The 26,600-nt window shown below is 70.3% G+C and carries 22 protein-coding genes; 16 read left to right on the top strand and 6 right to left on the bottom strand.

Going from position 1 to position 26,600, the window contains the following annotated elements; all coding sequences use genetic code 11:
• Window positions 1–49: 49 nt before the first annotated feature.
• On the bottom strand, window positions 50–2,731 hold the full coding sequence (locus GAS53_RS30210) for an FG-GAP-like repeat-containing protein (RefSeq protein ID WP_404829307.1): 2,682 nt from the start codon (window positions 2,729–2,731) through the stop codon (window positions 50–52).
• A 439-nt stretch (window positions 2,732–3,170) separates the two neighbouring features.
• Here GAS53_RS30210 and GAS53_RS30205 point away from each other — a divergent pair, with 439 nt between their 5' ends.
• The 5 genes from GAS53_RS30205 to GAS53_RS30185 all read left to right on the top strand — a co-directional run bounded on the left by GAS53_RS30205 (window position 3,171) and on the right by GAS53_RS30185 (window position 7,481).
• Window positions 3,171–3,596 carry a hypothetical protein gene (locus GAS53_RS30205; protein WP_151480935.1) on the top strand — a complete coding sequence of 142 codons (426 nt, stop codon included), beginning with the start codon at window positions 3,171–3,173 and terminating at the stop codon, window positions 3,594–3,596.
• 106 nt (window positions 3,597–3,702) lie between these two features.
• A complete protein-coding gene (locus tag GAS53_RS30200) occupies window positions 3,703–4,320 on the top strand; it encodes an RNA polymerase sigma factor (protein WP_151480894.1) in 618 nt (205 codons plus the stop codon).
• 39 nt (window positions 4,321–4,359) lie between these two features.
• The gene (locus tag GAS53_RS30195; RefSeq protein WP_151480893.1) at window positions 4,360–5,202 is read left to right on the top strand and encodes a hypothetical protein; all 843 of its coding nucleotides are present in this window, start codon (window positions 4,360–4,362) and stop codon (window positions 5,200–5,202) included.
• A 396-nt stretch (window positions 5,203–5,598) separates the two neighbouring features.
• Complete coding sequence (locus tag GAS53_RS30190) at window positions 5,599–6,273, top strand: RNA polymerase sigma factor (RefSeq protein ID WP_151480892.1); 675 nt, start codon at window positions 5,599–5,601, stop codon at window positions 6,271–6,273.
• Complete coding sequence (locus GAS53_RS30185) at window positions 6,273–7,481, top strand: hypothetical protein (protein WP_192583348.1); 1,209 nt, start codon at window positions 6,273–6,275, stop codon at window positions 7,479–7,481. The genes GAS53_RS30190 and GAS53_RS30185 overlap by 1 nt, the downstream gene beginning before the upstream one ends.
• A gap of 217 nt (window positions 7,482–7,698) precedes the next feature.
• Here GAS53_RS30185 and GAS53_RS30180 read toward each other — a convergent pair whose 3' ends face one another.
• Window positions 7,699–8,538, bottom strand: a complete 840-nt coding sequence (locus GAS53_RS30180) for a L,D-transpeptidase family protein (RefSeq protein ID WP_151480891.1) — start codon at window positions 8,536–8,538, stop codon at window positions 7,699–7,701.
• A 229-nt stretch (window positions 8,539–8,767) separates the two neighbouring features.
• On the opposite strand from GAS53_RS30180, the gene GAS53_RS30175 reads away from it, so the two are divergent.
• The 3 genes from GAS53_RS30175 to leuE all read left to right on the top strand — a co-directional run bounded on the left by GAS53_RS30175 (window position 8,768) and on the right by leuE (window position 11,736).
• A complete protein-coding gene (locus GAS53_RS30175; protein ID WP_151480890.1) occupies window positions 8,768–10,348 on the top strand; it encodes an acyl-CoA mutase large subunit family protein in 1,581 nt (526 codons plus the stop codon).
• An 88-nt stretch (window positions 10,349–10,436) separates the two neighbouring features.
• On the top strand, window positions 10,437–11,021 hold the full coding sequence (locus tag GAS53_RS30170) for a Uma2 family endonuclease (RefSeq protein WP_225859175.1): 585 nt from the start codon (window positions 10,437–10,439) through the stop codon (window positions 11,019–11,021).
• 61 nt (window positions 11,022–11,082) lie between these two features.
• On the top strand, window positions 11,083–11,736 hold the full coding sequence (leuE, locus tag GAS53_RS30165) for a leucine efflux protein LeuE (protein ID WP_151480889.1): 654 nt from the start codon (window positions 11,083–11,085) through the stop codon (window positions 11,734–11,736).
• Here leuE and GAS53_RS30160 read toward each other — a convergent pair.
• Entirely contained in the window at window positions 11,733–13,226 is a 1,494-nt protein-coding gene (locus tag GAS53_RS30160) for an FAD-dependent oxidoreductase (RefSeq protein WP_151480888.1), read from the bottom strand. The genes leuE and GAS53_RS30160 overlap by 4 nt on opposite strands.
• Window positions 13,227–13,289: 63 nt before the next feature.
• Between GAS53_RS30160 and GAS53_RS30155 the strand changes: the two genes are divergently transcribed.
• Window positions 13,290–13,931, top strand: coding sequence for a TetR/AcrR family transcriptional regulator (locus tag GAS53_RS30155; protein ID WP_151480887.1), 642 nt, complete (start codon window positions 13,290–13,292; stop codon window positions 13,929–13,931).
• 16 nt (window positions 13,932–13,947) lie between these two features.
• Window positions 13,948–14,196 carry a hypothetical protein gene (locus GAS53_RS30150; RefSeq protein ID WP_151480886.1) on the top strand — a complete coding sequence of 83 codons (249 nt, stop codon included), beginning with the start codon at window positions 13,948–13,950 and terminating at the stop codon, window positions 14,194–14,196.
• A gap of 120 nt (window positions 14,197–14,316) precedes the next feature.
• Here the strand turns inward: GAS53_RS30150 and GAS53_RS30145 are convergent, their stop codons facing one another.
• From GAS53_RS30145 to GAS53_RS30135, 3 genes are read right to left on the bottom strand one after another with little or no spacing between them, the layout of a single operon-like run.
• Window positions 14,317–15,459 (bottom strand): acyltransferase family protein, encoded by a 1,143-nt coding sequence (locus tag GAS53_RS30145; RefSeq protein WP_151480885.1) that lies wholly within the window; start codon window positions 15,457–15,459, stop codon window positions 14,317–14,319.
• Window positions 15,456–16,790 (bottom strand): alpha-2,8-polysialyltransferase family protein, encoded by a 1,335-nt coding sequence (locus tag GAS53_RS30140; protein ID WP_151480884.1) that lies wholly within the window; start codon window positions 16,788–16,790, stop codon window positions 15,456–15,458. The genes GAS53_RS30145 and GAS53_RS30140 overlap by 4 nt, the downstream gene beginning before the upstream one ends.
• The gene (locus GAS53_RS30135; RefSeq protein ID WP_151480883.1) at window positions 16,787–17,764 is read right to left on the bottom strand and encodes a glycosyltransferase family 2 protein; all 978 of its coding nucleotides are present in this window, start codon (window positions 17,762–17,764) and stop codon (window positions 16,787–16,789) included. Before GAS53_RS30135 ends, GAS53_RS30140 begins: the two co-directional genes overlap by 4 nt.
• Window positions 17,765–17,962: 198 nt before the next feature.
• On the opposite strand from GAS53_RS30135, the gene GAS53_RS30130 reads away from it, so the two are divergent.
• From GAS53_RS30130 to GAS53_RS30100, 6 genes are all read left to right on the top strand, one after another.
• Window positions 17,963–19,297 (top strand): DUF6716 putative glycosyltransferase, encoded by a 1,335-nt coding sequence (locus GAS53_RS30130; RefSeq protein ID WP_151480882.1) that lies wholly within the window; start codon window positions 17,963–17,965, stop codon window positions 19,295–19,297.
• Between the two features lie 226 nt (window positions 19,298–19,523).
• Window positions 19,524–20,837 (top strand): N-acylneuraminate cytidylyltransferase, encoded by a 1,314-nt coding sequence (locus GAS53_RS30120; RefSeq protein ID WP_151480880.1) that lies wholly within the window; start codon window positions 19,524–19,526, stop codon window positions 20,835–20,837.
• A 14-nt stretch (window positions 20,838–20,851) separates the two neighbouring features.
• A complete protein-coding gene (locus tag GAS53_RS30115; protein ID WP_151480879.1) occupies window positions 20,852–21,790 on the top strand; it encodes an N-acetylneuraminate synthase family protein in 939 nt (312 codons plus the stop codon).
• Window positions 21,791–21,836: 46 nt separating this feature from the next.
• On the top strand, window positions 21,837–23,081 hold the full coding sequence (locus GAS53_RS30110; protein WP_151480878.1) for a hypothetical protein: 1,245 nt from the start codon (window positions 21,837–21,839) through the stop codon (window positions 23,079–23,081).
• Window positions 23,082–23,995: 914 nt separating this feature from the next.
• Entirely contained in the window at window positions 23,996–25,216 is a 1,221-nt protein-coding gene (locus GAS53_RS30105; protein ID WP_151480933.1) for an amidohydrolase, read from the top strand.
• A 300-nt stretch (window positions 25,217–25,516) separates the two neighbouring features.
• A complete protein-coding gene (locus tag GAS53_RS30100) occupies window positions 25,517–26,569 on the top strand; it encodes a BMP family lipoprotein (protein ID WP_151480877.1) in 1,053 nt (350 codons plus the stop codon).
• The last annotated feature ends 31 nt before the right edge of the window (window positions 26,570–26,600 follow it).

Genomic DNA, 26,600 nt, shown 5'->3' with positions numbered 1-26,600 from the left:
TTCTCGCAGGGCCCCAGCCTTCGTTCGCAGTGCGGTGGTTACGTGCCTGCTATGGGGTCAGTACCTGGCCCAGGCGCGCGGCCGTCGGCGTGCCCAGCTGGGTGAGGCCGTAGTACGCCGCCTTGGTGACGGAGACGCCCGAGGCCGTGCTCGGCAGGTACAGCAGCGTGCCGTTGCCCGTGTCCTCGCCCTCCGTGCCGATGAGCAGGTGGGCGCGGCCGTGGCCGGAGTAGTCCGTCAGCGAGACGGACGAGCCCAGCTTGTCGTCCTTCTCCGTGGAGCCGGGGATGCCGGTCGTGTCCTGGGAGTAGGAGAGCGAACCGGTGCCGGTGAGACCGGACGAGGTGCCCTTGAAGAGCCAGACCGCGCCCGCGTTGGAGCGGTTGGTGCCGCTGCGGGTGATGTCCTCGTTCGGGGCGCCGGTGAGGACGTCCGCGTAGCCGTCGGCGTTGAGGTCGCCGGTCGAGACCGACCAGCCCATCGCGTCGCCCGCCTCGGCGGCGCCCGCGACACCCGTGGTGCTCTGGTGGACGGTCGTCATGCCGGTGGCGGTGAAGCCGGTCGACGTGCCCGGGACCATGGTGACCTGGCCGCCGGCCTTGGCGCCGGACTCGGACGTGTACGGCTGGCCGATGACGATGTCGTCGTAGCCGTTGCCGTTCACGTCGCCCGCGGCGATGGAGCGGCCGCCCTTCACGGAGAGCGTGGACACCTTCGACAGGCCCAGCGACCTGGAGCCCTTGAACCAGGTGACCTTGCCGATGCCGGACGCGTCGCGGTAGTTGAGCGCCACGTCCGCGTAGCCGTCCCGGTTGAAGTCGCCGGTCGTGGCGTCCGCGTACGCGAGGGCGCCGGAGGCGGTGGTGAGGTCGCCCGCGACCTCGTGGCCGTCGTTGAAGCGGGCCGCCCAGTTGCCGCCCGTGCCGGTGGCCGCCGTGAAGACGTCCGCCTTGCCGTCGGCGTTGAAGTCGCCCACCGCGACCGTCGCGCCGAACTTCGCGCCACTGGCCTCGTAGTCGTCGCCCAGCGCCATGGTGTCGGCTCCGGTGTCGAACTTCGGGCCGTACAGGATCGTCACCGCGCCGCGGTCCGCATGGCCGGAGCCGTCGTCCTCGCCGGGCGCGCCGATCGCGAGGTCGGCGTGGCCGTCGCCGTTGATGTCGCCCCAGGCGGTGGCCGCGCCCCACAGGTCGCCCTTCTCGGAGACACCGGGGACACCCGCGCTGGACTGCGTGAGCTTCACCTTGCTCGCGGAGACCGGGCCGTTCAGACCGCCCGGCACGATCACGACGTTGCCGACGTCGCTGGACGCCTTCGGCACACCGGCGGCGAGGTCTGTGATGCCGTCACGGTTGAAGTCGGCCGTCGGGATCGCGGAGTTCTTGCCGGGGCTCGAGGCGTACCGGCGGATCTCGCTCAGCTTCGAGTAGAGGTTCTTGCCGGGGCACTCGGTGGCGAAGCCGTCGCGGTGGCCGGAGATCGTGTTGAGCGTGGCCTGCTCGCCCGCCTTGTAGACACCCGTGTCGGCGCCGGCGGTCAGAGTGACCTGGCCGCTCGGGTTGCCGCCGTACTGGCCCAGCTTCCACGCGGCGACGCGCGCCACGGACTCCAGGGTGGCCCGGGTCGGCTTGCCCGCGGGCTTCGCCGGAGTGGTGGCGGTGGCGGGCGCGCCCTCGAAGTCACCGAGGACGGCGATGCCCGCCGAGTCGCCGTTGAAGCCGTACGTGTGGGCGCCGCGCACCGGCAGGTCGATGCCGCCCGCGCGGCCCTCGAAGATCCGGCCGCACTTGTCGACCAGGAAGTTGTAGCCGAGGTCGTTCCACTCCTTGCCCTGCACGTGGTACGCCATGATGCCGCGCGCCAGCGCCGGGGACTCGGCACAGCTGTAGTCGTTCGTACCGACCGTGTGGTGGACGAAGACCGCGCTGACCTTGTCGATGTACTCGGGCGGGTCCTGGACCGTCGACTCGTCGGCACCCCACTGGGCGCGCGAGATGACCGGCGGCTGCGTCACGGTGGACGGCGGCGGGGACGGCACCGGGTCGGGCGTCGGCGAGGCGGAGGCCGAGGGCGACGAGCTCTCTGTGGTGCTCGCCGTCGGCGACGCCGGGGCGCCGGTCGTGGGCTCCGTGCTGGGGGAGTCCGTCGGGGACGGGGACCCCGAGGCCGGGTCGGTCGGGGTCGGGGAGCCGGTCGGGTCCTCGGCGACGAAGGCGGCGTTCTCCATGGAGGTGCCGGCGGTCGTGCCGAGCGCCTTGTTCTTGGCCTCGGCGGAGGTCACGCCCGGGTCGACCAGGGTGACCTCGAGTCCCTTCGGCAGACCGGAACTCGCCGAACCGTCGGCGGCCACGACACGCGCCTCGACGCCGTCGCTCGGGCCCACCCACAGCGGATCGGACGCGCCACGCGCCTCCTTGGCGTCCGGCTCGGCCTTGTCGACCGGATGCGGCTCCAGGTCCAGGTTCTGCCAGCCGGTCCACTCGCCCGTCGCCAGGTCGCGGGTCCGCACCTGGGCGGTGCCGTCGAGCTCGGTCTTCGAACCGGTCCAGGTGAGGCCGAGCAGCGAGAACTGCCGGGTGCTCGTCCGCTCGACCTTGCGTCGGCCCGAGCCGTCGCTCTTCATCGCCAGCTCGTGCACCTTCACGGGCCGCTTGCCGCGCGCGGCGTCCACGGCCGGGTCCGCGCTCGGGTCCGCGACGGCATACGTCACGGCGCCCGCCCCGCCCAGCACCACGGCCCCTATCGTCAGCCACGCTCTCCGCTTCAGACTCAGCGGTTTGTAGGCATGGCTCGTCCGGCGACTCAAATACCCCACCCCTAGAAAAGCCTCACAAAAAACCCACCCGTCACTGGGGTGGCTCTTAATTCAGCGGTAAGACGAGGTTAAACATCACCCAACAGGGGTGTGGGGTACGTCACTTCAGGGCCGCGCAGACGTCTGGGACGGGTGGATGGTTGTACGGGTTTCGGCGACTTGGTGCGTGATCCATGTCACTGTGGTGACGTGTGATGTTCCGGGCGTCCGCCCCGCTTGGTCTTGCGGACCGGCTGTGTCACTCGCGGTCCGGACGTGACCGAACGAGGGGGCGGAAGCGGTGGAGGGGACGAGTGCGGGGGCGCGGGCACACACGCGCGCGGGGACGGGCGTGAGGCTGCCGGCCGACCTGCGGATGAGGCGTCATGCGGCGGAGTTCGTACGGGACGTCACGGCCCGCAACAGGCTGCCGCTGGACTACTCCGTCGCGAGCCTGCGCGTCGTCGACTTCATCGTCGACGGGCTGCGCAAGAGCGGCCGGGACCACTCCGCCGTGCGGCATGTGCTGTTCGGGCTCGGGGTGTACGCCGGTGAGGTGCTCGTACGGCGGGCCGGTGCCGTGTGGGTCGAATTCGACGAGGCGCAGCGGGAGTTGTTCGGCCAGCCGGTGGGCGTACGGATGCCGGACGGGCGGGTGTGGAATCCGCTGGGGAAGGTCGTGAAGCGGTTCGAGGCGGGGGAGCGGGAATCGCTGCGGACGCTCTATCTGCAGTTGCACGGGAGGGCGCGGGCGGGGCTGTCCGGGCTCGCCGAGGCGGGTGGGGCGGCTGACGGGATGTGACACTTCCGTGCCGCGCGGCGCTGATGACCTTGAGGGGTGCGCGGGCACGGCAATCCGTGGCGCGTGATGCGCATTCGGTACGAACTCGGTGCGAACGAGGACAGTGTTGGGCCAGGGAGGGGAACCCCGCCGCGGGCAGTCGTCCGACGGGGAACTGGGCATGGCCGTCGCGCGGGCCCAGGAGGGGGACGAGGCCGCCTTCGCGGTCGCGTACCGGATCGTGCAACCAGGGTTGTTGGGATATCTGCGGGGTCTTGTAGGGGACGAGGCGGAGGACGTGGCGTCGGACGCGTGGCTGGAGATCGCCCGGGATCTGGGGCGGTTCCGCGGGGACGGCGCGGGCTTCCGCGGCTGGACCGCGACCATCGCGCGGCACCGGGCGCTCGATCACCTGCGGCGGCAGAAGGTGCGGCCGCGGGCGTCCGCGCTCGAACAGGACATGCTCGACCTGCCCGGCACGCACAGCACGCACGAGCAGGCCCTGGAGGCCCTCTCGACGGAGTACGCCCTCGAACTCGTCTCGCGGCTTCCGCGCGACCAGGCCGAGGCCGTACTGCTGCGCGTCGTCGTCGGCCTCGACGGCCCCGCCGCCGCGCGCGTCCTCGGCAAACGCCCCGGAGCGGTACGTACCGCCGCGTACCGGGGCCTGAAAAGCCTCGCCCGCCAGCTGAGTGCGGAAGGTGTGACGGATGACGGGCCCCGGACGCTGGGGGAGTCGAGATGAACGGCAAGCAATCCTTGGGCGGCGAGGGTGGATTCGGACATGCCTGAACGACACGACCCCGACGGCCGCCCGAACCATCGTTCCGCGCGCCCGGAGGGCAGCGGTGGCAGGCCCCCTCGTTACGTGGCGCCTCCTGGCGGTGGGGCCGGCGGTGGGGCGAATCCGCCTGATCTCAGTGCCCTGCTGGCCGCTGCCGTGCGCGTCGACACGGTCGACCCCGAAGCCGAGGGGCGGGTCCTCGCCGCCTTCAGGGCGGCGCGGGACGAGGGAGCGCACGGGGTGGCGCGTACCCGGCGGCGGGACGACTGGCGGCCGGAGGGCGAGCGGTCGCGCCGGTGGTCGGTGCGGGCGGCCCTGGTCGCCTTGACGGCCAGTGTGACGCTCGGCGGTGTAGCGGTCGCCGCCATCGGAACGGGCGGAGGCGCGCGGGACGACAACGACGAGCGGGGCAGGACCCGGCCGTCGAGCAGCGCTCCGGACACCGCGACCACTGCGGCGCCCGGTTCGTCCGCGCCGGGTCACGCCGACGGTCCTTCGGACCGCCCCTCGTCCGCTCAGGACACCGAGGCCCAGTGCCGTGCGTACGAGTCCGTCAAGGATCGCGGTCAGGTCCTCGACTCGGCGGCCTGGCAGCGCCTGGTGGAGGCCGCGGGCGGCGAGAAGGACGTCGAGGCGTACTGCGCCCGGCAGTTGACCGAGGCGGAAGAGCGGAACGGTGCCGACAAGGCCAAGCCGGGCAAATCGCCCGTACCTTCGGCCACGGCTGGAAACTCCTCTGGGAACTCTTCCGGGGACTCCCCCGGGGGCTCTCCCGGTAAAGGTTCTGTGCAGGACGCGCCGGGCGCGAAAAGTACAAACGGGGCAAAGGGCAAGGCCGGCTGATCAAGCCGACTGGCCGGGTCGAGCGCCACAGCTGTGCCGAATACCGCGGCTCTGTCGAATGCCACGGCTCTGCCGATGGCAACGGCCGGGGCCGCCACCCCCCACAGGAGAGGCCCCGGCCGTCGCGCGGCACGGGCCGCGCGGCGGCCCGTACTCTCTTCAGCGTCCGAGGTGCGTTTTGTGTCACACCCCACGCCGAATCGAGTTGGTTGCACGTTGTACGGACATGGACGGGGAGCGGTTTCACGCCGTAACGTGCCATTCGCGCCGGACTGCGGAGGACCGGAGGACCACTGCTCCCACAAAGGTCCATGACCGCAACCATCAATTGAGGAACCACGACGGCGAGAACCCGGTCCGCGAGAGCGGCGCCGGCTTAGGCGCAAAAGGGGCGCGGTGCTGGGGGACGACGCGGAGCTGACCGCCGCGGTGCTTGCGGCACAGGACGGAGACGAGACCGCGTTCCGGACTGTGTACCGAGCCGTGCAACCACGGCTCCTGGGGTACGTGCGGACGCTGGTCGGCGACCCGGACGCCGAGGACGTCACATCCGAGGCCTGGCTGCAGATCGCCCGCGATCTCGAACGGTTCAGCGGAGACGCGGACCGGTTCCGCGGCTGGGCGGCCCGGATCGCCCGCAACCGCGCGCTCGACCACATACGCATGCGCGGCCGCCGCCCCGCGATCGGCGGCGACGAGACCGAGCTCACCGGCAAGGCCGCCGAGTCCGACACCGCGGGTGAGGCCATCGAGGCCCTCGCCACCGGCAACACCCTCTCCCTCATCGCCCAGCTCCCGCAGGACCAGGCGGAGGCCGTCGTGCTGCGCGTCGTCGTCGGCCTCGACGCGAAGACCGCCGCCGACACGCTGGGCAAGCGGCCGGGCGCCGTCCGCACGGCCGCGCACCGCGGTCTGAAGCGGCTCGCGGAGCTGCTCGGCGCGGATCCGGAATCGGTCGGCTCCCTGAGTTCCGTACCCCCACAAAGACCCCCACACGGAGAACCGCGTACCCGCGCGGTGACGTCCGCCGGTGTGACGCATACGCGTTCGCGGACGCAGAAGGACATGTGATGGCCGACGAGCAGTACAGGTGGTTGGACCGCGACGCGGCGGAACGACTGCTGCGCGGAGAGCCGCTCGAAACCGTCGACGCCGACACCCGCGACCAGGCCGACCGACTCGCCGAAGCTCTCGACGCACTGGGCGCGCTGACCGCCGAACCTGCTCCGACCAGCACGGAACTCCCCGGTGAGGCCGCCGCGCTGGCCGCCTTCCGCAAGGCGCACACCGGCAAGAACGTCGAGCAGGCAAGCCTCCGCACCCGTACGCACTCCGCGCCCTCGACCTCGCCCACCGCCAACTCCACCGACGCCGGCCTGATCCGTCTCGGCCGCTCCGCCGCGAACCGTCGCGCCCCCTCCGGCTGGGGCCGCCCGATGCGCTACGGACTCGCCGCCGCGCTGACCGCCGGGATGATCGGCGGGGTCGCGGTGACAGCGACCTCCGACGTCCTGCCGTTCGGCGGCGACGAACCGGAACCCGCCGCCTCCGCGACGGTCGCCGTCACACCGGACCGTCCGTTCCTCTCGCCGTCCCCCGAGAAGACGCCGGGCGGCGGCGCAGACACCCCGAAGCCCGACGGCAGCACGGGCGGCCCGACCGCTGAGGGCTCCGCCCCGCGCGGCGAGGCACGCGGCGACGCGGACGCGGGCACACACCCCGGCTCCGACGACGCCCGGCCCGAGAGGCGACCCGGTCATGGGTGGCCCGGGCTCGCCTCGGCCTGCCGCGACCACCGCGACGGCAAGCACCTGGACTCCGACCGCAGACGCAGCCTCGAGGACGCGGCGAACGGTGCCGAGCAGGTGAAGAAGTACTGCAAGGGCATCCTGAAGAACTGGCACGGCAGCGACGCCGGCGACGACCGGGACGGTCACGGGAACGGCAAGGGCGGGCCGGGCAGAGGCAACACGGGTACGGGCCACGACGACGAGGACGACGACGGCCCTCACATAGGCCCGGGCATGTTCCGGGGAGACGACGGCCCGGTCCACCGCGGCGACAGCCCGGTCCACCCCGGCGGCGACTCGGCCGAGACCAAGCCCTTCGCCCCCGCCCTGCCTGCGGCGACCGGGACTCCGCCGCGGGCCCCGGAGCCGACGCCCGACGTCAGCGCCCTTGCGCGGACCACGGCTTCCGTGGCCCCCGCGATGTCCGCCCCACCCCGGCCCGCGGCCTCTGCCCCGCAGGCCCAGCGGCAGCTTCCCTCACCCTCGTAACCCTCCTGACCTGCGGTTTCGTGCCGCTGTCACGCTCTTGTCGGCCGGGTGTGACATTTTCAGCCGCCCTGACGCAGTAGTAAGCGAGCCGACTGGTCATCGGCTGTCGCACGAGCCGGGGTTCCCCCCGTACCCACGGCTCCGTGCACAGAGGCGCGGGCGGGACACGTTCCCCCGGTCCCGCCCGCGCCCGTGAACTCTCCTAGCCGTCAGGCACTCACCAGTAGACGACGACCTTGTCGCCGTTCCTCACCTGCGAGAACAGCGCCGCGATCTTCCCCTCGTCCCGTACGTTCACGCAGCCGTGCGAGGCTCCGTAGTAGCCCGTGGCCGCGAAGTCCGAGGAGTAGTGGACCGCCTGGCCGCCGCTGAAGAACATCGCGTACGGCATGGGCGAGTCGTAGAGCGTCGACACATGGTGGCGCGACTTGAAGTAGACGCTGAAGACACCTTCCCGAGTGGGCGTGTACTGCGAGCCGAAGCGCACGTCCATCGTCGAGACCGTCCGGCCGTCGATCATCCAGCGCAGCGTGCGGCTCGTCTTGCTGACGCACAGCACCCGGCCCGTCATGCAGCGCGGGTCCGGCTTCGCGGCCGGCTGGCCGCCCGACGCGTACAGCTCCCACTTGCCCGGCTCGCGCGTCATCTTCAGCAGCCGCTGCCAGGTCACGGAGTCCGTCTTCCCGGTCTGCGGCAGCCCCCGCTTGCCCTGAAAACCCTTCACCGCGGTGACCGTCGGGGTGTCGTACGTCCCGGTCGGCCCCTCGAAGAGCCAGAGGACCTGGCGCAACCGGGCCTGCAGCTCCCGTACGTCCTTGCCGCGGTCGCCCCTCGACCACAGGACCTCGGGCGCGGGTGCGGGCGGCTCGGCGGGCTTCGTGGGCTCGGCCGACGACTTGGCCGAGGGCTTGGCGTCGTCGGGGGCACGGCTCGGCGCCGGTGACGTACGGGCGGGCGCCTTCCCGGGCGCCGTACCCGTGACCTGGACGGTGCAGCCGCTGACCGCGGCGAGCGCCGCCATCGCTGCGACTGATCTCCACACGGCTGTGGTACGCATCCGAATCCCCCGTTGCTCACCGATCCCCGATGTCCGGTAGTGCCCCTGAGATGTTTCCCGCACGTGCCTGGTTGCGAACTACGCGGCATTGTTGTGAGCGCGGTCTCGTCCGGGTTGTGAGCAAGCTCCCAGCCGGGGCCTCTCCACCGGCCGCACGGCCGCCGCTACAGTCCGTGGCGAGGGTCGGTCTGTACTGGCGAGTAACAGCTCAGCGGGAGGCAACAACACCATGGCGCGCGAGTCGGAGTCCGGACTGCCCATCGAACCGGTCTACGGGCCGGCCGCCCTGGAGGGCTGGGACCCGGCGGAGAAGCTGGGGGAGCCCGGCGGATATCCCTTCACCCGGGGCGTTTACCCGTCGATGTACACGGGCCGGCCGTGGACGATGCGGCAGTACGCCGGGTTCGGTACCGCGGTGGAGTCCAACGCCCGGTACAAGCAGCTGATCGCGAACGGCACGATGGGGCTGTCGGTCGCCTTCGACCTGCCCACCCAGATGGGCCACGACAGCGACGCCCCGATCGCCTCGGGCGAGGTCGGCAAGGTCGGCGTCGCCATCGACTCGATCGACGACATGCGCATCCTGTTCGGCGGGATCCCGCTGGACAAGGTCTCCACATCGATGACGATCAACGCGCCGGCGGCACTGCTGCTGCTGATGTACCAGCTGGTCGGCGAGGAACAGGGCGCGCGTGCCGATCAGTTGACCGGCACGATCCAGAACGACGTGCTCAAGGAGTACATCGCCCGCGGCACCTACATCTTCCCGCCCAAGCCCTCGCTGCGGCTGATCGCGGACATCTTCAAGTACTGCAAGGCCGAGATCCCGAAGTGGAACACCATCTCGATATCCGGCTACCACATGGCGGAGGCGGGTGCCTCGCCGGCGCAGGAGATCGCGTTCACGCTGGCGGACGGCATCGAGTACGTACGCACCGCGGTGGCCGCGGGGATGGATGTGGACGACTTCGCGCCGCGGCTGTCGTTCTTCTTCGTGTCCCGCACGACGCTGCTGGAGGAAGTCGCCAAGTTCCGGGCGGCGCGCAGGATCTGGGCCCGTGTGATGAAGGACGAGTTCGGCGCGAAGAACCCGAAGTCGCTGATGCTGCGCTTCCACACGCAGACGGCCGGGGTGCAGCTGACGGCCCAGCAGCCCGAGGTGAACCTGGTCCGCGTCGCGGTACAGGGCCTGGCCGCGGTCCTCGGCGGCACCCAGTCCCTCCACACGAACTCCTTCGACGAGGCGATCGCGCTCCCGACGGACAAGAGCGCCCGCCTGGCCCTCCGCACCCAGCAGGTGCTGGCCTACGAGACCGACGTGACGGCGACGGTCGACCCGTTCGCCGGCTCGTACGTCATCGAGAAGATGACGGACGACGTCGAGGCGGCCGCCATCGAGCTGATGGCCAAGGTCGAGGACCTGGGCGGCGCGGTCAACGCGATCGAGCACGGCTTCCAGAAGGGCGAGATCGAGCGCAGCGCGTACCGCATCGCGCAGGAGACCGACTCCGGCGAGCGGGTGGTGGTGGGCGTCAACCGCTACCAGCTGGATGAGGAGGAGCCGTACGAGCCGCTGCGCGTCGACCCGGCCATCGAGGCCCAGCAGGCCGAACGGCTGGCGAAGCTGCGGGCCGAGCGCGACCAGCCGGCGGTGGACGCGGCCCTGGCCGCCATGAAGAAGGCCGCCGAGGGTGACGACAACGTGCTGTACCCGATGAAGGACGCGCTGCGGGCCCGGGCCACGGTGGGCGAGGTGTGCAACGCGCTGCGGGAGGTTTGGGGGACGTATGTTCCTAGCGATGCGTTCTGAGGTCTTGTCCCCGAACGAGTGATCACGAGCGAAACATCGGCGGTGGCGGTTACGCTCGTGGACAGTGGACTCCCGAAAGGAGGTTGCCGTGGCTGTGATACAGGACGAGATGACGATTGCCGACGCTGCAGATCGCGTTTCCAGCTGGTTGCCCGGGCACCGCGTGGAGATCCTCAAGGGGAGCATGATTGTGACGCCGCCGCCTGATGGTGCGCATGCCATGTCGCTGACCTGGCTCATGGGTGAGTTCCACGACGCGGGAGCGCGGCGGGCGGGTGTCCGGTATGGGCAGGCCATCGGGCTGTGGCTGTCTTCGGGGCCAGATGATTACGCGGTCCCGGACTTCGCGGTGGTCGACGCCGACTTCATGGATGCCCACGTTCAGAAGAACTGCTACGCGCCGAATGTCTTCCGCCTGGTGCTGGAAGTCACCTCCTCGAACTGGGCCGATGACACTCTCATGAAGGTCGAGTGCTATGCCAACTCGGGAATCCCTGCCTACGTCGTCGTGGATCGTAAGCACGACCTGGTAGTGGTGCACTCGGGCCCTGAAGGCGACAAGTACGCCACAGTCACGCCGTACAAACGAGGCACCACTGTGCCCCTGCCTTCATCCATCGGCGTCACCGTGGAACTCTCGGCAGACCGTCTCCTCGACGGTGACGACGACTGACCGTCCCGCCCTCTGAAAACCACGAGGCGGAGTGTCGTACCCCCGTGCGACACTCCACCTCATGCTTGGCATAACCGACCTCCCCACCTACCTCGTCGGCCTGGTCCTGATCGTCCTGCTGCCCGGGCCGAACTCCCTCTACGTGCTGTCCGTTGCCGCAAGGCGAGGCATACGGACCGGTTACCAGGCCGCCGCGGGCGTCTGGTGTGGTGACGCCGTGTTGATGACGCTCTCCGCGGCCGGAGTCGCCTCGCTGCTGCAGGCGAACGCGCTGCTGTTCGGGATCGTGAAGTACGCGGGGGCCGGCTATCTGACCTGGCTCGCGATCGGGATGCTGCGGGCCGCGTGGGCGATGTGGCGGACCCGGCGGGAGCGGGCCGAGGCCGAGGAAGCCTCATCGTCGGTCACCGAAGAGCGGCCCTTCCGACGGGCACTGGTCATCAGTCTGTTCAACCCCAAGGCGATCCTGTTCTTCGTCGCCTTCTTCGTGCAGTTCGTGGACCCGGGGTACGCGTATCCCGCCCTCTCCTTCGTCGTGCTCGGCACCTTCGCCCAGCTGGCGAGCTTCCTCTACCTCAGCGCGCTGATATTCAGCGGTACGAAACTGGCGGCGGCCTTCCGACGACGCAGGCGGCTCTCCGCGGGGGCTACCTCCGCCGCCGGCGCCCTCTTTCTCGGCTTCGCCGTGAAGCTGTCGCTGTCGAGTTCGGCCTAAGCGATTCCCGCATTGGCCGCGTACCCCGCCAGCCCCTCCACCGACTCGCCCGCCCAGCCCACGTAACCGTCGGGCCGTACGAGGAAGACCCCGGTGCCGTACGCCTCGTACGACGGAATCCGGACCGTGCGGACGGCGGAGAAGCCCGCCAGGTCCGACGGATCCGACAGGTCTGCCGGGTCCGCGTCCCTGCCCACCGTCAGCAGTGTCCAGTGCGGGCCCCGGAACGCGTCGAAGAGGCGTACGCCGCCGCGGGTGCCGTCCGGGGCGCGGTCGCCCGCGTGCAGGGCGTCGGACGGCAGGTCCTCCCGGGTCTCCACCGTGAGCGTGGAGTCCCGGTAGCCGAGGCCCAACTGCTGCGTGGCCGTGCCGCGCCGGACCTCGCCCCGGTGGACCCGGGTCGACAGGCCGAGCATGGCGGCGGCCACGGGCAGCCGCTCCTCCTCGTACGAGTCGAGGAGGGAGTCCGGGCTGCCGTCCCGCAGCACGGCCGCGAGCTTCCAGCCCAGGTTGTACGCGTCCTGGACGCTGGTGTTCAGACCCTGGCCGCCCGCCGGTGAATGGACGTGCGCCGCGTCACCCGCGAGGAAGACCCGACCTTCCCGGAAGCGGTCCGCCATCGCGGCCCGTGGCCGGAAGTCCGAGGCCCAGCGGACCTCGGTCACGTCGTCGGGCGTGAGGTGCGTCCGCGTGGCGACCAGCTTCCGGATGCCGTCGAGGGACAGGTCCGGCTCCGCTGCCGGGTCCGTGAAGTTGCCCACCAGCTGGAAGTCCTGCGTGTGCGGCAGCGGGCAGATCGCCAGGAAGCCCTGGCCGTCGGTGGGCGGGAAGACATGCCAGTTGTCGCGGTCGAGCCCGCTGATACGGAGGTCCGCGACCAGCGTCGGAGCCGGGTCCACGGTCTCCCCGGTCATGCCGATGCCGAGCGCGCGGCGCACGGCCGAGCGGCCGCCGTCCGCGGCGACGGCGTAGCGGGCGCGGACCGGGGCGCCGGAGGCGAAGCTCGCCTTCACGCCGTCGGCGTCCTGCGCGATGCCCACCAGCTCCCGCCCGATTTCGACGCTCCCGCCCAGCTCCTCCAGGCGCGCGGACAGGATCTCCTGCGTCCGCCACTGCGGCACCATCCACGGACCGCCCGCGTACGGCTCGGCCTCCGTCGCCTCGGTCTCGTCGAACATCCGGTGCTCGCCCTGCCGCCGCCCGTCCTGCCAGATCATCCCGACGGGATACGTGCCGCCCTTCGCCCGGATCGCGTCCAGCACGCCGAGGTCGTCGAAGACCTCCATGGTCCGGGGCTGGATCCCCTTGCCGCGCGAGCCCGGGAAGAGCCCGTCGGCCCGCTCGACGACCATCCCGCGCACCCCGCGCCGTGCGAGGTCGACGGCGAGGGTGAGCCCGGTGGCCCCGGCGCCCACGATCAGGACGTCGGCCCTTGTGCCGGTGCCATCCGTGTCCACGGTCACCGCTTCCTTAACGTCGTTAAGTTCCATGCCTCGAGAGTCTCCTTAACGGTGTTAAGTTGTCAAGGGAAAACCGCCGGATAGGGTGCGACCGTGGCTGTAGGGAAGATCGACCGAGCGCTGGTGGCCGACACCGCGCTGCGCCTGCTGAACGAGGTCGGCCTCGAAGGCCTCTCCCTCCGTGCCATCGCCAAGGAGCTGGACGTCAAGGCGCCCGCCCTGTACTGGCACTTCAAGGACAAGCAGGCGCTGCTGGACGAGATGGCGACGGAGATGTACCGCCGGATGGTCGCAGGTGCCCCGATCGAGCCCGACGCCACCTGGCGGGAGCGGCTCCTCGTGGCCAACCGCGGTCTGCGTGCCGCGCTCTTGAGCTACCGCGACGGCGCGAAGGTCTTCAGCGGCTCCCGCTTCACCGGCACCGAGCACGCCGTGCAGATGGAGGAGAACCTGCGCGCCTTCGTGGCCGCCGGGTTCACCCTCCAGCAGGCGGTACGCGCCACCACGACGGCGTACCTCTTCACGCTCGGCTTCGTCACCGAGGAGCAGGGCGTGCAGCCCGTGCCGGGGGAGCGCCGCGAGGGCTACGACGTGGCCGAACGCGCCGAACTGCTCGCCGAGTTCCCCCTGTCGGCGGCCGCCGGACCGGAGATCTTCGAGGACTACGACGAGCGCTTCGAGGAAGGGCTACTGGTGGTGCTGACCGGAATCGAGGCGCGCTATGGAATCAACTGAGCCGGAACAGACCGGAATGGAATCAACTGAGCCGGAATCAACTGAGCCGGAACCGGCCGAGACGGAACCGGCCGGAGCGGCATCAGCCGACGCGGAATCAGCCGACGCGGACGCGCAGGCCGACCCGTTGACCGGCTTCGTCACCGACCCCGCCGCCCGCGCCGAACTCGCCCGCCGCATGACCGAACTCGCCGACCTCATCGAGGAGGCCGGCGAGGCGCTGGGCGAGATCCTGGAAGGCGTTCAGCGAGGTCAGCGGGGTTAGGACCGGTCCGGCGGATCATGCCGCAGACGCGGGGTCCGGCGCGCCCCGTAGGGGCGCGGGGAACTGCGCGACCAGCCCCCACCGGCCCGCGGGTTCATCACTGTGCTTCCAGCGGAGCGCTCAGCGCGGTTTTGATAGTGCCGAGCGCAGCCGTGGGGCCAGCCGGTCCTCGACGTAGTGGTTCAGCAGCCACGCCAGAGCCAGCATCGTCGCGACCGTCAGCAGGAGCGTCGAGTACGCCGAGAGGCCCAGCTCCTGGTGGTATGCCTCGATGGCGACCCAGCCCAGGTGCTCGTGGACCAGGTAGAAGGGGTATGTCAGCGCTCCGGCCACCGACAGCCAGCGCCAGTTCGCCCAGTTCAGCCAGCCCAGGGCGATCGCGGTGACCGCGACGAAGCCGAAGGTGACGACCAGGATGATGCCGCTCGAGGTGCGGTACGAGAAGAAGTCGGGGTTGGGCGCGTGCCACAGCTGCGCCACCGCCTGGTACTGGCCGATCAGCCAGCTGACACCGACGATGCCCCAGGCGTACGAGTCGCTCCGGTCCCGGTGGACGAGGTAGAGGCCGATGCCGCCGATGAAGAACGGCGCGTACTCGGGCATCAGGACGAGGTCGAGCAGCGGCTCGTTCGCCGCCTGGGCGATCGCCGCGGCCAGCGTCCAGCCGGCGCAGAAGAGGATCACTCGCTGCCGGGTCGCGCCCGGCATGACGATGCACAGCGCGAACAGCGCGTAGAAGCGGACCTCCGCCCAGAGTGTCCAGCAGACCCCCAACACCCGGTCCGCGCCCAGCGGTTGCTGCAGCATGGTCAGGTTCACCAGCGCGTCGCTGGGCGAGACGGCCTTGTAGGCGACCACCGGCAGTGCGAAGACCGCCGTCACGATGATCACCGCCGCCCAGTACGAGGGCAGCAGCCGCGAGGCTCGCGAGGCGAAGAACGAGCGCAGGGTTCGCCCCCACCCGCTCATGCAGATCACGAAGCCGCTGATGACGAAGAAGACCTGCACACCCAGGCAGCCGTACGCGAACCACTCGTGCAGTGTGGGGAACTGGAACTTCGCGGAGCTGCCCCAGGACCCGGTGACCTCCCCGCCCCGGCCGCCGTAGTGGTACGCGGCGACCATGAGTGCGGCGATCAGCCGCAGCCCGTCGAGCGCACGCAGGCGTGGCGCGTGCGCTCGGGGGATTATCCGGGGCGGGGTGCCACCGGCGCCCGCCTCCGGTGTGGATGTCGGAACGGGCGTCGTTTGCACAGAACTCATCCGAGTGTGGCCCTCTTGAAGGATCGGGCGCGGCGGGCCACGCGGCGTACGGTCGCATTGCGGGGGATGAAGGAGAGCTGTGCCGGCACCGCGCCGGGCAGGGCCAGCGAGGTGAGGCGGCGGCGCTTGAAGTAGCGCCAGGTGCGGTTGTTCAGATGCCGCGTCAGATACCGCTCGGCGGCCGGCCGCATGTCCGGGTAGATCTTGGACTGCATGGCGTAGCCCACGGCCCGTACCAGCTCGGTCAGTTCGTCCGGGCTCATGCCCTGGCGCTGCTCGGTGACCGCGACCCGGTCCGACAGTTCGGGGAGCAGGGCGTCCACGATCGTGACCGGGACGCGGTTGCTGTTCTCGTACGGCGTGAGGCGTTCGAGGAGCGACTCCGTACCGATGCGGGCGACCGGCAGGCCGTACAGCGCGGAGGCGGTGAGCAGTGCGGTGGAGAAGCAGCCGACGACCAGCGCGGGACGCATCCGCTGGTAGAGCACCTCGGCGAGGACCGGTGTGTCGAGCACCGTGAGGTCGGCGCCGATCTTCTCGGCCTCCTTCTCCAGGGCGCGCGACCAGCGGGCCGGGGCGCTGGGGTGGGGCTTGAACACCACGCGGTTGTGGCCGAGTTGGACAGCACCCTTGAGCATCCGTACGTGCATGTCCTCCTCTTCCTCGGTGGAGAGGATGCCCAGGGCGGAGAGGTACTGGCCGAGGAGCAGGGCAGGTTCGTCGATGGCGGGCAACTCGTCGCCCGTTTTCACGAGTTCGGCGAGGACCTTCGTGAAGGCGTCCGTCGGCACGATCTCCGGCTCGACGCCGAACTCGGTGAGCAGAAGAGGTGTCAGGCCCGGCACCAGGTCGAGGTGGAGGAGGCGGTCGATGCGCGTGCCGACCAGCGGGTCGATCTTGCTGCGGGTCGGGCCGTAGCTCATCAGGCCGTCCGCGTAGACCGTGACGGGCGCGCCCGTGAAGATCTGGGTGAGGCCGAGTGCCGGGTTGACCTGGATCGACTCGACGGCCAGCTCGACGTCGTCGTCACCGAGGCCCCAGGCGAGCCGCAGATGCCGCTCCCACAGCGGTACGTCGTCGATCCGCGGGGCCCAACCGCCCGGGTGGAAAGGGGAGATGGTGTCGTTCCACGAGATCACGTCGTCGAACCGGCCGCGCAGCTGCTCGAACCCGGGCATCTCGTCCACGGCGGGCGTCGTCTCGGGAGTCGCCGAGTTGTTGGAGACCAGCAGGACGCGCCGGGCGGCCGGCCGGAAGCAGTCGGCGTCGACGGCCGCGGCGAGCGTGGCCGTGCCGTACAGCGTCGACGCCATGAAGATCTGGGTGGTCACGCCGTCACCCCCGCGGCGACCGGACGGCGGCGCAGTCGGCGCAGTCGCGTCGCGCGCTGTATGTCCATGGAGTCGAGGGCGTCATCGAGGACGTCCTGCGGCATACGCCGCAATGCGACGGCACTCATCGACTTCAGTTTCCGTGCCACGGGTGGCTCGAACCTTTCGATGGATCCCAGATGATGGGAAATAATCGCACAGTAAGTCCGCACGGCCTTCGGGAGGAGTTTATCGGCCTCCCGGTCTTCCGCCGTTTCCCTGACCACCTGGTCGAACGCGCGAATGAAATCCAGCTGCCGTACGTCGCCGATCTGCGTCAGCGAGGACGAGACGCCGCGCCGGTAGAACACCCCGAGGAGCCCCACCGTGGCGAACGACTCGGCCTCCCGGTGCAGCTTCCAGATCCACGGCCGGTCCTCAGCCGTGCGCAGCCCGTCGGTGAAGTGCAGCAGACCCCGGTCGACCAGCCGCCGGTGGTAGATGCCCGCCCAGGCGTACGCGTAGTCGACGGAGGTGGAACGGTCGGCGGGCAGGATCGCCTCGCGCGGATTCAGCACGACTCCGCGCCTGCCGTACGGCACTCGGTGGATGGACCGGGCCCGCGCGGTGCACTGGACATGGTCGGTGCGCACGAAGTCACACCCCAAGTCCTCGATGGCGCCCAGAAGTTGCTCGTAGTATCCGGGGGCGAGCCAGTCGTCCCCGTCGAGGAACGTGAGGTATTCGCCGCGCGCCGCGTCGATGCCCGTGTTGCGCGCGGTGGCCAGCCCCCCGTTCGTCTCGTGTCTGACATGCACCGCACCCGGGAGCTCGCGCTCCGCGCGCGCGAGGATGTCCGGTGTCTCGTCGCGCGAGCAGTCGTCGACGAGAATGAATTCGAAGTCCTCGCGTGCGTTCGCACGCAGGCTCTTCAGGGTGTCGGGCGCATATTGCTGCACGTTGTAGAACGGCACGATGACGGAGAGCTTGACCACCCACGTGACGTTAGGCGGCGGCCCGTCATTCGTCTTGACCGCCGGTGAGATGTCAGGTGAACGACACGTGGCGGATTCGTGAACCCAGCCTTATTGTGCGCCGATCCGAGCCTGATTCGCCATTCGGAGATGTGCTGTTAACCCTTTGTTGCTTTCTGGTTGGGCCGCGCATCCGAATCGCTTCCTAGCGTCTTGGACGTGCCAGCAAGTACCACGAAGTCCCTGCGAGTTGCCGTACTCGCCGATTCCGATACCCGGTGGAAATGGGGCGCGCTCACCGCGAACCGTATCGCACCGGCTGATTCGGACATCCGGCTCGACGGCTATCTCCTGCGCGGCCGTGCGACCCCCACCGCCCGTCAGCTCGAAGAAGTCGGCGTGCGCGCGGACTCCCTGCGGGAGGTCACCGCGGTCGAATTCCTGCGGGAGATGTCCCGCGAGGAGACCACGTACGACGTGGTCGTGCTCTCCCTCGTCGGCGGTGCCGTCCAGGCGATGCTGCACGGACTCTCGTACCAGTGGCGGGAGCGCTTCGGACCGGGGCGTTCGGAGCGGCCCGTGGTCGTCACCGGCTATGTCGGCGTCGTCTACGAGAAGCTCGCCGACGGGCTGCTGCTGCGGCACGGCGCGGATCTCGTCCTCGCCAACTCCCGCCAGGACGCGGAGCGGTTCACCGCCGTGTACGAGGGAGTGGGCGCCGACGCCTCGTCGGTGACGGAGGTGGCGCTGCCGTTCCTCGGCGGGGACGCCTACACCGAGAACGACCCGTACACGGTGGTCTTCGCCGCGCAGCCCTCCGTGCCGGAGAGCCGCAAGGACCGTACCTACCTGCTGAACCGGCTGGTCAAGCACGCCCGGCTGCACCCGGACTGCGAGGTCCTGCTGAAGCTGCGCTCCAAGCCGGGCGAGCACACCACGCACATCGAGGAGCAGCCGTACCAGCGGCTCGCGGAGCGGATCCCGGGCGGGCTGCCCGCCAACTTCCGCCTCGTGTACGGCCACATGGGCGAGGTCCTCGACCGTACGGACCTGCTGGTCACCATCAGCTCCACGGCGGCCCTGGAGTCCCTGCACCGCCGCATCCCCACCGTCGTCCTCACCGACCTGGGTGTGCGCGAGTCGCTCGGCAACCACCACTTCGTCGGCTCCGGGTGCCTCGCCTCCTGGGACCAACTCGACGCCGGGCACCGGCCGTTGCCCGACGAGCAGTGGGTGGCCCGGCAGGGCGTCGCCGCCGACGGTTCGTACGAGACGGCCTTCGACGCGGCCCGCGAGCGCATCGCGAAGCTGCTCGGCCGGGGCGAACTCCCCGCCCTCACCCCCTACTACACCCCCGCCACCGCGCCCGGCTATCTGCCCGGCATCCTCGCCCGCCACCACCTCGGCCCGGACGGCAGCCCGCTGCCCGGCGCCCCCGACGCCGACAAGGAGCCGGGCCCGGTCCGGCAGATCGTGCGCCGGGCGGCGCGCGGCGCCTACCGGCACGGCGTGCAGCGCGTGGCGCCCGTCATCCGGCGCATGGGCGAGCTGTGAGTGCCCTCCCGACGGACGAGCGAGCCGCGGGCGTCCCGAACCCTGAGCGGTCGCGGGGAAGTGCAGGCACGCCCCCACGCCGCCCGGCACGCACTCTCGCCGCACCGGCCAAAGGCCCAGGTAGCTCCGCTACGAGGACCTTCGTCCGGCACGCCGAGAGCACGCACCGAACGACGCGGGAACACACCCGCACTTCCCCGCGACCGCTAATCAAGGAGTACAGCCAATGACCAACTCGGAAGCGGACCAAGCGACAGCGGGCCGGGTGAAGCCGGTGCGCCGCGTGCTCGCGGTGATCCCCGCGCGGGGCGGCTCCAAGGGCGTCCCCGCCAAGAACCTCCTCCCCGTCGGGGGCGTACCGCTGGTCGCCCGCGCCGTGCGCGAGTGCCGCGCTGCCCGGCTGGTGACGGACGTCGTGGTCTCCACCGACGACCAGGCGATCGCCGCCGCCGCCCGAGAGGCCGGCGCGGAAGTCGTGCTCCGCCCCGCCGCCATCGCCGGCGACACCGCCACCTCCGAGGCGGCCGTCCTGCACGCCATGGACGCCCACGAGGCGCTGCACGGCTCCGCCGTCGACGCCGTACTCCTCGTGCAGTGCACCAGCCCGTTCATCGTCCGCGAGGACATCGACGGGGTCGCGGGCGCGGTCGTGGAGAACGGTGCGGACACCGCGCTGACCGTGGCGCCCTTCCACGGCTTCATCTGGCGGGACGCCGACGACGACCCGGCCGTGGTCGACACAGAGCGCACCCGGGCGGTCGGCGGTGGCACGGCCGTCGCCAACACCACGGCCACGGACGGCGGTTACGGCGTCAACCACGACAAGTCCTTCCGCCCGCGCCGCCAGGACCGCCCCCAGGACCTCCTGGAGACCGGCGCCGCGTACGCCATGGACGCCGCCGGCCTGCGCGAGCACAAGCACCGCTTCTTCGGCCGTACGGAGCTCGTCCGCACCGACCCCGCCCGGGTGTTGGAGATCGACGACCCGCACGACCTCGCCCGCGCCCGGGCCCTCGCGCCGCTGTTCGACGCGAACCGCCCCGGCGCCCTCCCGACCGCCGCCGACATCGACGCGGTCGTCCTCGACTTCGACGGCACCCAGACCGACGACAGGGTGCTGATCGACTCCGACGGACGGGAGTTCGTCTCCGTGCACCGCGGCGACGGACTCGGCATCGCGGCCCTCCGCAAGAGCGGCCTCACGATGCTGATCCTGTCCACGGAACAGAACCCGGTCGTCGCCGCCAGAGCCCGGAAGCTGCAGATCCCGGTGCTCCACGGCATCGACCGGAAAGACCTCGCACTGAAGCAGTGGTGCGAGGAGCAGGGCATAGCGCCTGAGCGCGTGCTCTACGTCGGCAACGACGTCAACGACCTCCCGTGCTTCGCCCTCGTGGGCTGGCCCGTGGCGGTCGCGAGCGCCCACGACGTCGTGCGCGGCGCCGCACGCGCGGTCACCACCGTCCCCGGTGGCGACGGCGCGATCCGAGAGATCGCCAGCTGGATCCTCGGTCCTTCTCTCGACTCCCTCGACAAGTAAGGAACTTCTCCACCATGAGCACCAACTCCCGTCTGCGCACCTTCGGTTCGAAGACCGCCGGCCCGGGCCACCCCGTCTACGTCGTCGGCGAGATCGGCATCAACCACAACGGCGAGCTCGAGAACGCGTTCAAGCTCATCGACGCGGCCGCCGAGGCCGGCTGCGACGCGGTCAAGTTCCAGAAGCGCACGCCCGAGATCTGCACCCCGCGCGACCAGTGGGACATCGAGCGCGACACCCCTTGGGGCCGCATGACCTACATCGACTACCGCCACCGCGTGGAGTTCGGCGAGGACGAGTACCGCCAGATCGACGAGTACTCCAAGGAAAAGGGCATCGCCTGGTTCGCCTCCCCGTGGGACACCGAGGCCGTCGCCTTCCTCGAGAAGTTCGACGTCCCGGCCCACAAGGTCGCCTCCGCGTCCCTGACCGACGACGAGCTGCTGCGCTCGCTGCGCTCCACCGGCCGCACGGTCATCCTCTCCACCGGCATGTCGACGCCGAAGCAGATCCGCCACGCGGTCGAGGTCCTCGGCTCGGACAACATCCTTCTCTGCCACGCCACTTCGACGTACCCGGCGAAGGCCGAGGAGCTCAACCTCCGCGTCATCAACACCCTCCAGGCCGAGTACCCGAACGTCCCGATCGGCTACTCCGGTCACGAGACCGGCCTGCAGACGACGCTGGCCGCGGTCGCCCTCGGCGCGACGTTCGTCGAGCGCCACATCACGCTGGACCGCGCGATGTGGGGTTCGGACCAGGCCGCGTCGGTGGAGCCGCAGGGCCTCACGCGCCTCGTCCGTGACATCCGCACCATCGAGGCCTCGCTCGGCGACGGCGTCAAGAAGGTGTACGAGTCCGAGCTCGGCCCGATGAAGAAGCTGCGCCGCGTTCAGGGTGTCGTCGCCGAGGCCGAGATCGCGGCGGCGGCGGGCGAGCCGGTCGCGGTCTGAGCCACTCCAACCCTTCCGAATCCAGGGAAGCGACGGTCGTACGTCGATGAGTCCCCGCGCCGGGTCCACCGGCCCCCAGTCACCCGCACCCGCCACTCTGGCCTTCGTCGAGAGCCCGGTGCAGCTCCTCAACGTCCTGGAGTGGGCGCATGCCCATGCCCTCAGGACGGCCGGGGGTGCCGGGGAGTCCTCCGGACCACCGGGTCCGGAGCTGGGGGGCGGGGGGTCTGGCGGGGTCGGAGCGTCCGCTGGGTCCGGAGTCTCCGCTGGTACCGGAATGTCCGCTGGGCCCAGTAGGCCCGGCGGGTCCGGTGGGTCCAGGGCCGGTGCGGGGCTCACGCTCGTCGTGCTCTCGCCCACCGACCCGATGACCCGGGGGCAGCTGCGGCGCATGGCCGAGCTGGCCCGTGACGAGGGGTACGAGGTGCGGTGGGAGGAGGCGCGGGGCGGTACGACCGCGCCCTTCCACACGGTCGGCGGGCTCGCGCCGCTGCTGCGGCGGGCCGAGCGGATCGTGATGGGCGACCCGTTCTCGCGTTACGTACAACTGCTGCTCACCATCACCCGGGCCCGCGATCTCGTCGTCGTGGACGACGGGACCGCGACGATGGAGTTCGTCTCCCAGCTCGCCAAGGGTGAACGGCTGGTGCGCTGGCACCGGCGCGGCGGGCGTCCCGGAGCCCGGGACCTGGTCTTCGCGCCGGTCTCCGCCCGGGCCCGGCGCCGCCTCACCCCCGGGGCCGGACGGCGTGTGGAGGTCTTCTCCTCCATGCCGATAAGCGAGACGCCCGAGGGCGTCCGCATCACGGCCAACGACTTCGCCTGGACCCGGGCCCGGTTCGGTCCGCCCCGCCTCACGAAGGGCGCCGACCTGGTCGGAACGTCCTTGGTGGAGACGGGAGTCGTGGACCCCGACCGGTACCTGGAGGCGGTGAAAGGGCTCGCCCGGACGTACGGTGCCACCCGGTACTTCGCCCACCGGAGGGAGAGCCCGGAGAAGCTGCACCGGCTGGCCGTCGAGACCGGGCTGGAAATCGTCCGGCCCGATCTTCCTCTCGAGCTGATCGCCCGGCGCGGCCCCATCGGCCGGACGATCCTGAGCTTCCCGTCGACCGTCGTACACACGCTGCCGCTGGCCCTGGCCGGTACGGAGGTCAAGGTCGCCGTCTGCGACATCGACCCGGCCTGGCTGACGGCGAGCGCCTCACCGCGGGCTCAGGGGTTCCTGTCGGGGGTCACGGGGACGGCACGGGATGTGCATCGGCTCTCGGCGGTTTCTTCGGCGACCTGACGGAGGTCGCGGTCGCTGTCGGCTGCAGGTTGACCTCTCCCTTATTCCGTATGGGTTCGGACCGCCGTTCAGTACGAGTTCGGACCGCCAGCCCGTACGAGTTCGGGCCGCCCGCTTCTTGGTCAGTGTCGTGCTTCCGCGGGCCGAGTAAAGGGCACTCCCTCCGGTCGCGTCGGCTACGCCGATTCCGCTGCGCTCCACCCTTGACTCGGCCCGCTCCAGCACGGGTGAGAAGCGAGCGGGCGGCCCGGAAGGGTGGGGTCCTGGGGTGGGCCTGCGGGTGGGGGTGGGTTTGGCGGCGGGCCGGGGCTTGCGGGCGCGGTCGCGTCTCGCCTGCACGCCGGGTCGGCTTGGCGGCTGACGGCTGACGGCTGACGGCTGACGGCTGACGGCTGGCGGACGGTGGGTGCGTGGTGGCCGGTGGGTGGGCGCGCTCGGGTGAGCCGCGGTCGCTCGGGGGCGCCTGTGGGGGTGAGTGGAAGGTTTGGGACAGGGGTGGGGTCGAGAGGGCCAGGTCCGGGTCTGAGGAGGTGTCCCAAACCTTCCAATCGCTGCCGCCCCGCCCCGCCCCGCCCGGCCCCGCCTCGACCGCGGTCGTCCGGTTGGTGAGTAGAACCGGCCGGGGGTGCGTATGCGTGGTATGCGTAGAGAGCCTGTCTTTGGTGAGGCGGGAATGGGTGTCGTCGATCCGAGGTTCTCTCGAGTGAGCCTGGATCTCGGGTCGGCAAGCTGGGGCAGTGTCCAGTCCGTCGGGTTGAGGGCCAGTCGGTCGGAAAGCCGGGCGAGTGTACCCATCACAGTCAAAAACTATGCGCCACGCGGCCAGGATTTCTTCCCCAAACGGGTTGAAGTTTTGTTGATCGTGGGTCAGTTGGCCGTCGCGTCGCCCTACCCTTCAGAGGGTGAACCAACTGATGTCCCGAGAGCCCGAGGCCGATACGCCTGGAGAAGCCGTGCTTCCCGGCGCGCTGCCCGAGGCGCTGCGCGCCGAACTCGTTGCGTTTCGACGCGACATGCACATGCACCCTGAGCTGGGCAACCAGGAGTTCCGTACCACCGCCGCGATCAAGGCGCGGTTGGAGCGGGCCGGCCTTCAGCCCCGTGTGCTCGCCATCGGGACCGGGCTCATCTGTGACATCGGCGAGCCGGACCCCGCGCATCCGATGCTCGCCCTGCGTGCCGATATCGATGGTCTGCCCATCCCGGACACCAAGACCGAGTGCGCCTATCGGTCGACCGTGCCCGACCGGGCCCATGCCTGCGGGCACGACGTGCATACGACCGTGGTGCTGGGGGCCGGGCTCGTCCTCGCCCAGTTGCATGAGAAAGGGCTGCTCAAGCGGGCCGTGCGGCTGATCTTCCAGCCTGCGGAGGAAGTGCTGCCCGGTGGTGCTCCGGATGTCATCGAGTGCGGGGCGCTGGAGGGCGTCGGGCGGATCGTGGGCGTGCACTGCGATCCGAAGGTCGATGCCGGGCGGATCGGGCTGCGGCACGGGCCCATCACCTCTGCCTGTGACCGGCTCGAGGTCGCGCTCGACGGCCCGGGCGGCCACACCGCGCGCCCTCACCTCACCACGGACCTGGTCACGGCCGCCGCCCGGGTCGCCATTGACGTACCCGCGCTGGTCGCCCGGCGAGTGGACGCCCGCAGCGGGCTTGCCGTGACCTGGGGGCGGATCGAGTCGGGGCATGCCTGCAACGTGATTCCGCAACATGCCGAGCTCTCCGGGACCGTGCGGTGTCTGGATCTTGCCTCCTGGCGGGCCGCGCCCGATCTGGTGCATGCCGCCATCGACGAGATCGCCAATCTCTATCGGGCCAAGTCCGAGATCAATTACGTACGTGGCGTGCCGCCGGTTGTGAACGACCCCGACACGACCGATCTGCTGCGCGACGCGATGGCCGCTCGGCGTGGGGTCCAGTCCGTCGAGGACACCGAGCAGAGTCTCGGCGGGGAGGACTTCTCCTGGTATCTGGAGCACGTGCCCGGTGCCATGGCCCGGCTCGGGGTGCGTACGCCGGGGGAGCGGACCGTGCGGGATCTGCATCAGGGCGACTTCGACGCGGACGAGTCGGCGATCACCGTGGGGGTGGAGCTCTTCACCGCGGCGGCCCTCCTCGACGCCGGGGTCTGAAGGCGGGCGCGGCAGGCCGCTCGGGTCGCGCCGCGCACCCCTCCCCAGTAGCGTGGTGCCCTGTCATCAACCACCTGTGTCGTCACGCAGACTCCACCGTCTCACTGCGGAGCGTGACATCCGTCGTGGGCGCTGTATCCCCAAGTGCACCTTTCGGTCCCGTGGTTCACAAGGACGTAACCGGCCATCGGCACGAATGGATAACGGCAACGCGTAACCCCGTTCCCTCACGGGTCTACGCGCGTTAATGTGCGCCGAACTCAGCACCCACTGCGGGGCTTGGAGAATGGGGAACTTCAGATGCGTCGGATATCCAGCCTGACCCGCGTCGCGGTGGGGGTCGCGTCGCTCGCACTCGCGGCTACAGCCTGCGGCGGCACCAGTGACGAGGGCAGTGGCAGCAGCGAGACCACTGAGGGTGGCAAGGGTCTTGCCATCGCCTACGACGTCGGCGGCAAGGGCGACCAGTCCTTCAACGACGCCGCGTACTCGGGTCTGGAGAAGGCGAAGAAGGAGTTCGGCTACGAGACCGCCGACATCGAGCCCACCGAGGGCGAGACCGACGCCGACAAGGAACAGCGGCTCGTCTCGCTGGCCAAGCAGGGTTACAACCCGGTCATCGGTGTCGGCTTCGCCTACGGTCCCGCGCTGGAGGCCGCTTCCAAGAAGTACCCGAAGGTCACCTTCGGCATCGTGGACTCCGTGGTCGAGGGCGACAACGTGGCGTCGCTCGTCTTCGCCGAGCAGGAGGCCTCGTACCTCGCCGGTGTCGCCGCCGCCAAGGCCACCAAGACCAACACCGTCGGCTTCGTCGGCGGCGTGGACATCCCGCTGATCCACAAGTTCGAGGCGGGTTACACGCAGGGCGTCAAGGACACCAAGCCCAGCGTCAAGGTCCTGTCGCAGTACCTGACGCAGACCGCCGAAGAGGGCGGCTTCTCCAGCCCCGACAAGGGCAAGGCCGCGGCCGAGGGCCAGCTGGAGAAGAAGGCGGACGTCATCTACCAGGCCGCCGGCCTGTCCGGCCAGGGCGTGATCGAGGCCGCCGCCAAGGAGAAGAAGTGGGCGATCGGCGTCGACTCCGACCAGTACAAGCAGGAGGCGCTGGCCGCGTACAAGGACTACATCCTGACCTCGGCGCTCAAGGACGTCGGCGGTGCGGTGTACTCGCTCGCCAAGTCGGTTGAGGACGGCAAGCCGCTGGCCGGTGTGCAGACCTTCGACCTGAAGGTGAACGGCGTCGGCCTCGCCGACAGCAACCCGAAGATGGCGGAGATCGCCGGCCTCACCGACGACGTGGCCAAGGCCAAGGCGGCCATCATCGACGGCACCATCAAGGTCAAGACCGAGTAGGCGGGACCGGACGACGGGCTGATGCCCGTCA

It is taken from the genome of Streptomyces albicerus, assembly GCF_008905045.1.
GTDB lineage: Bacteria > Actinomycetota > Actinomycetes > Streptomycetales > Streptomycetaceae > Streptomyces > Streptomyces albicerus.
Note: the sequence above shows the minus strand (reverse complement) of the source record. Positions and strands in the feature narration are given on the sequence as shown.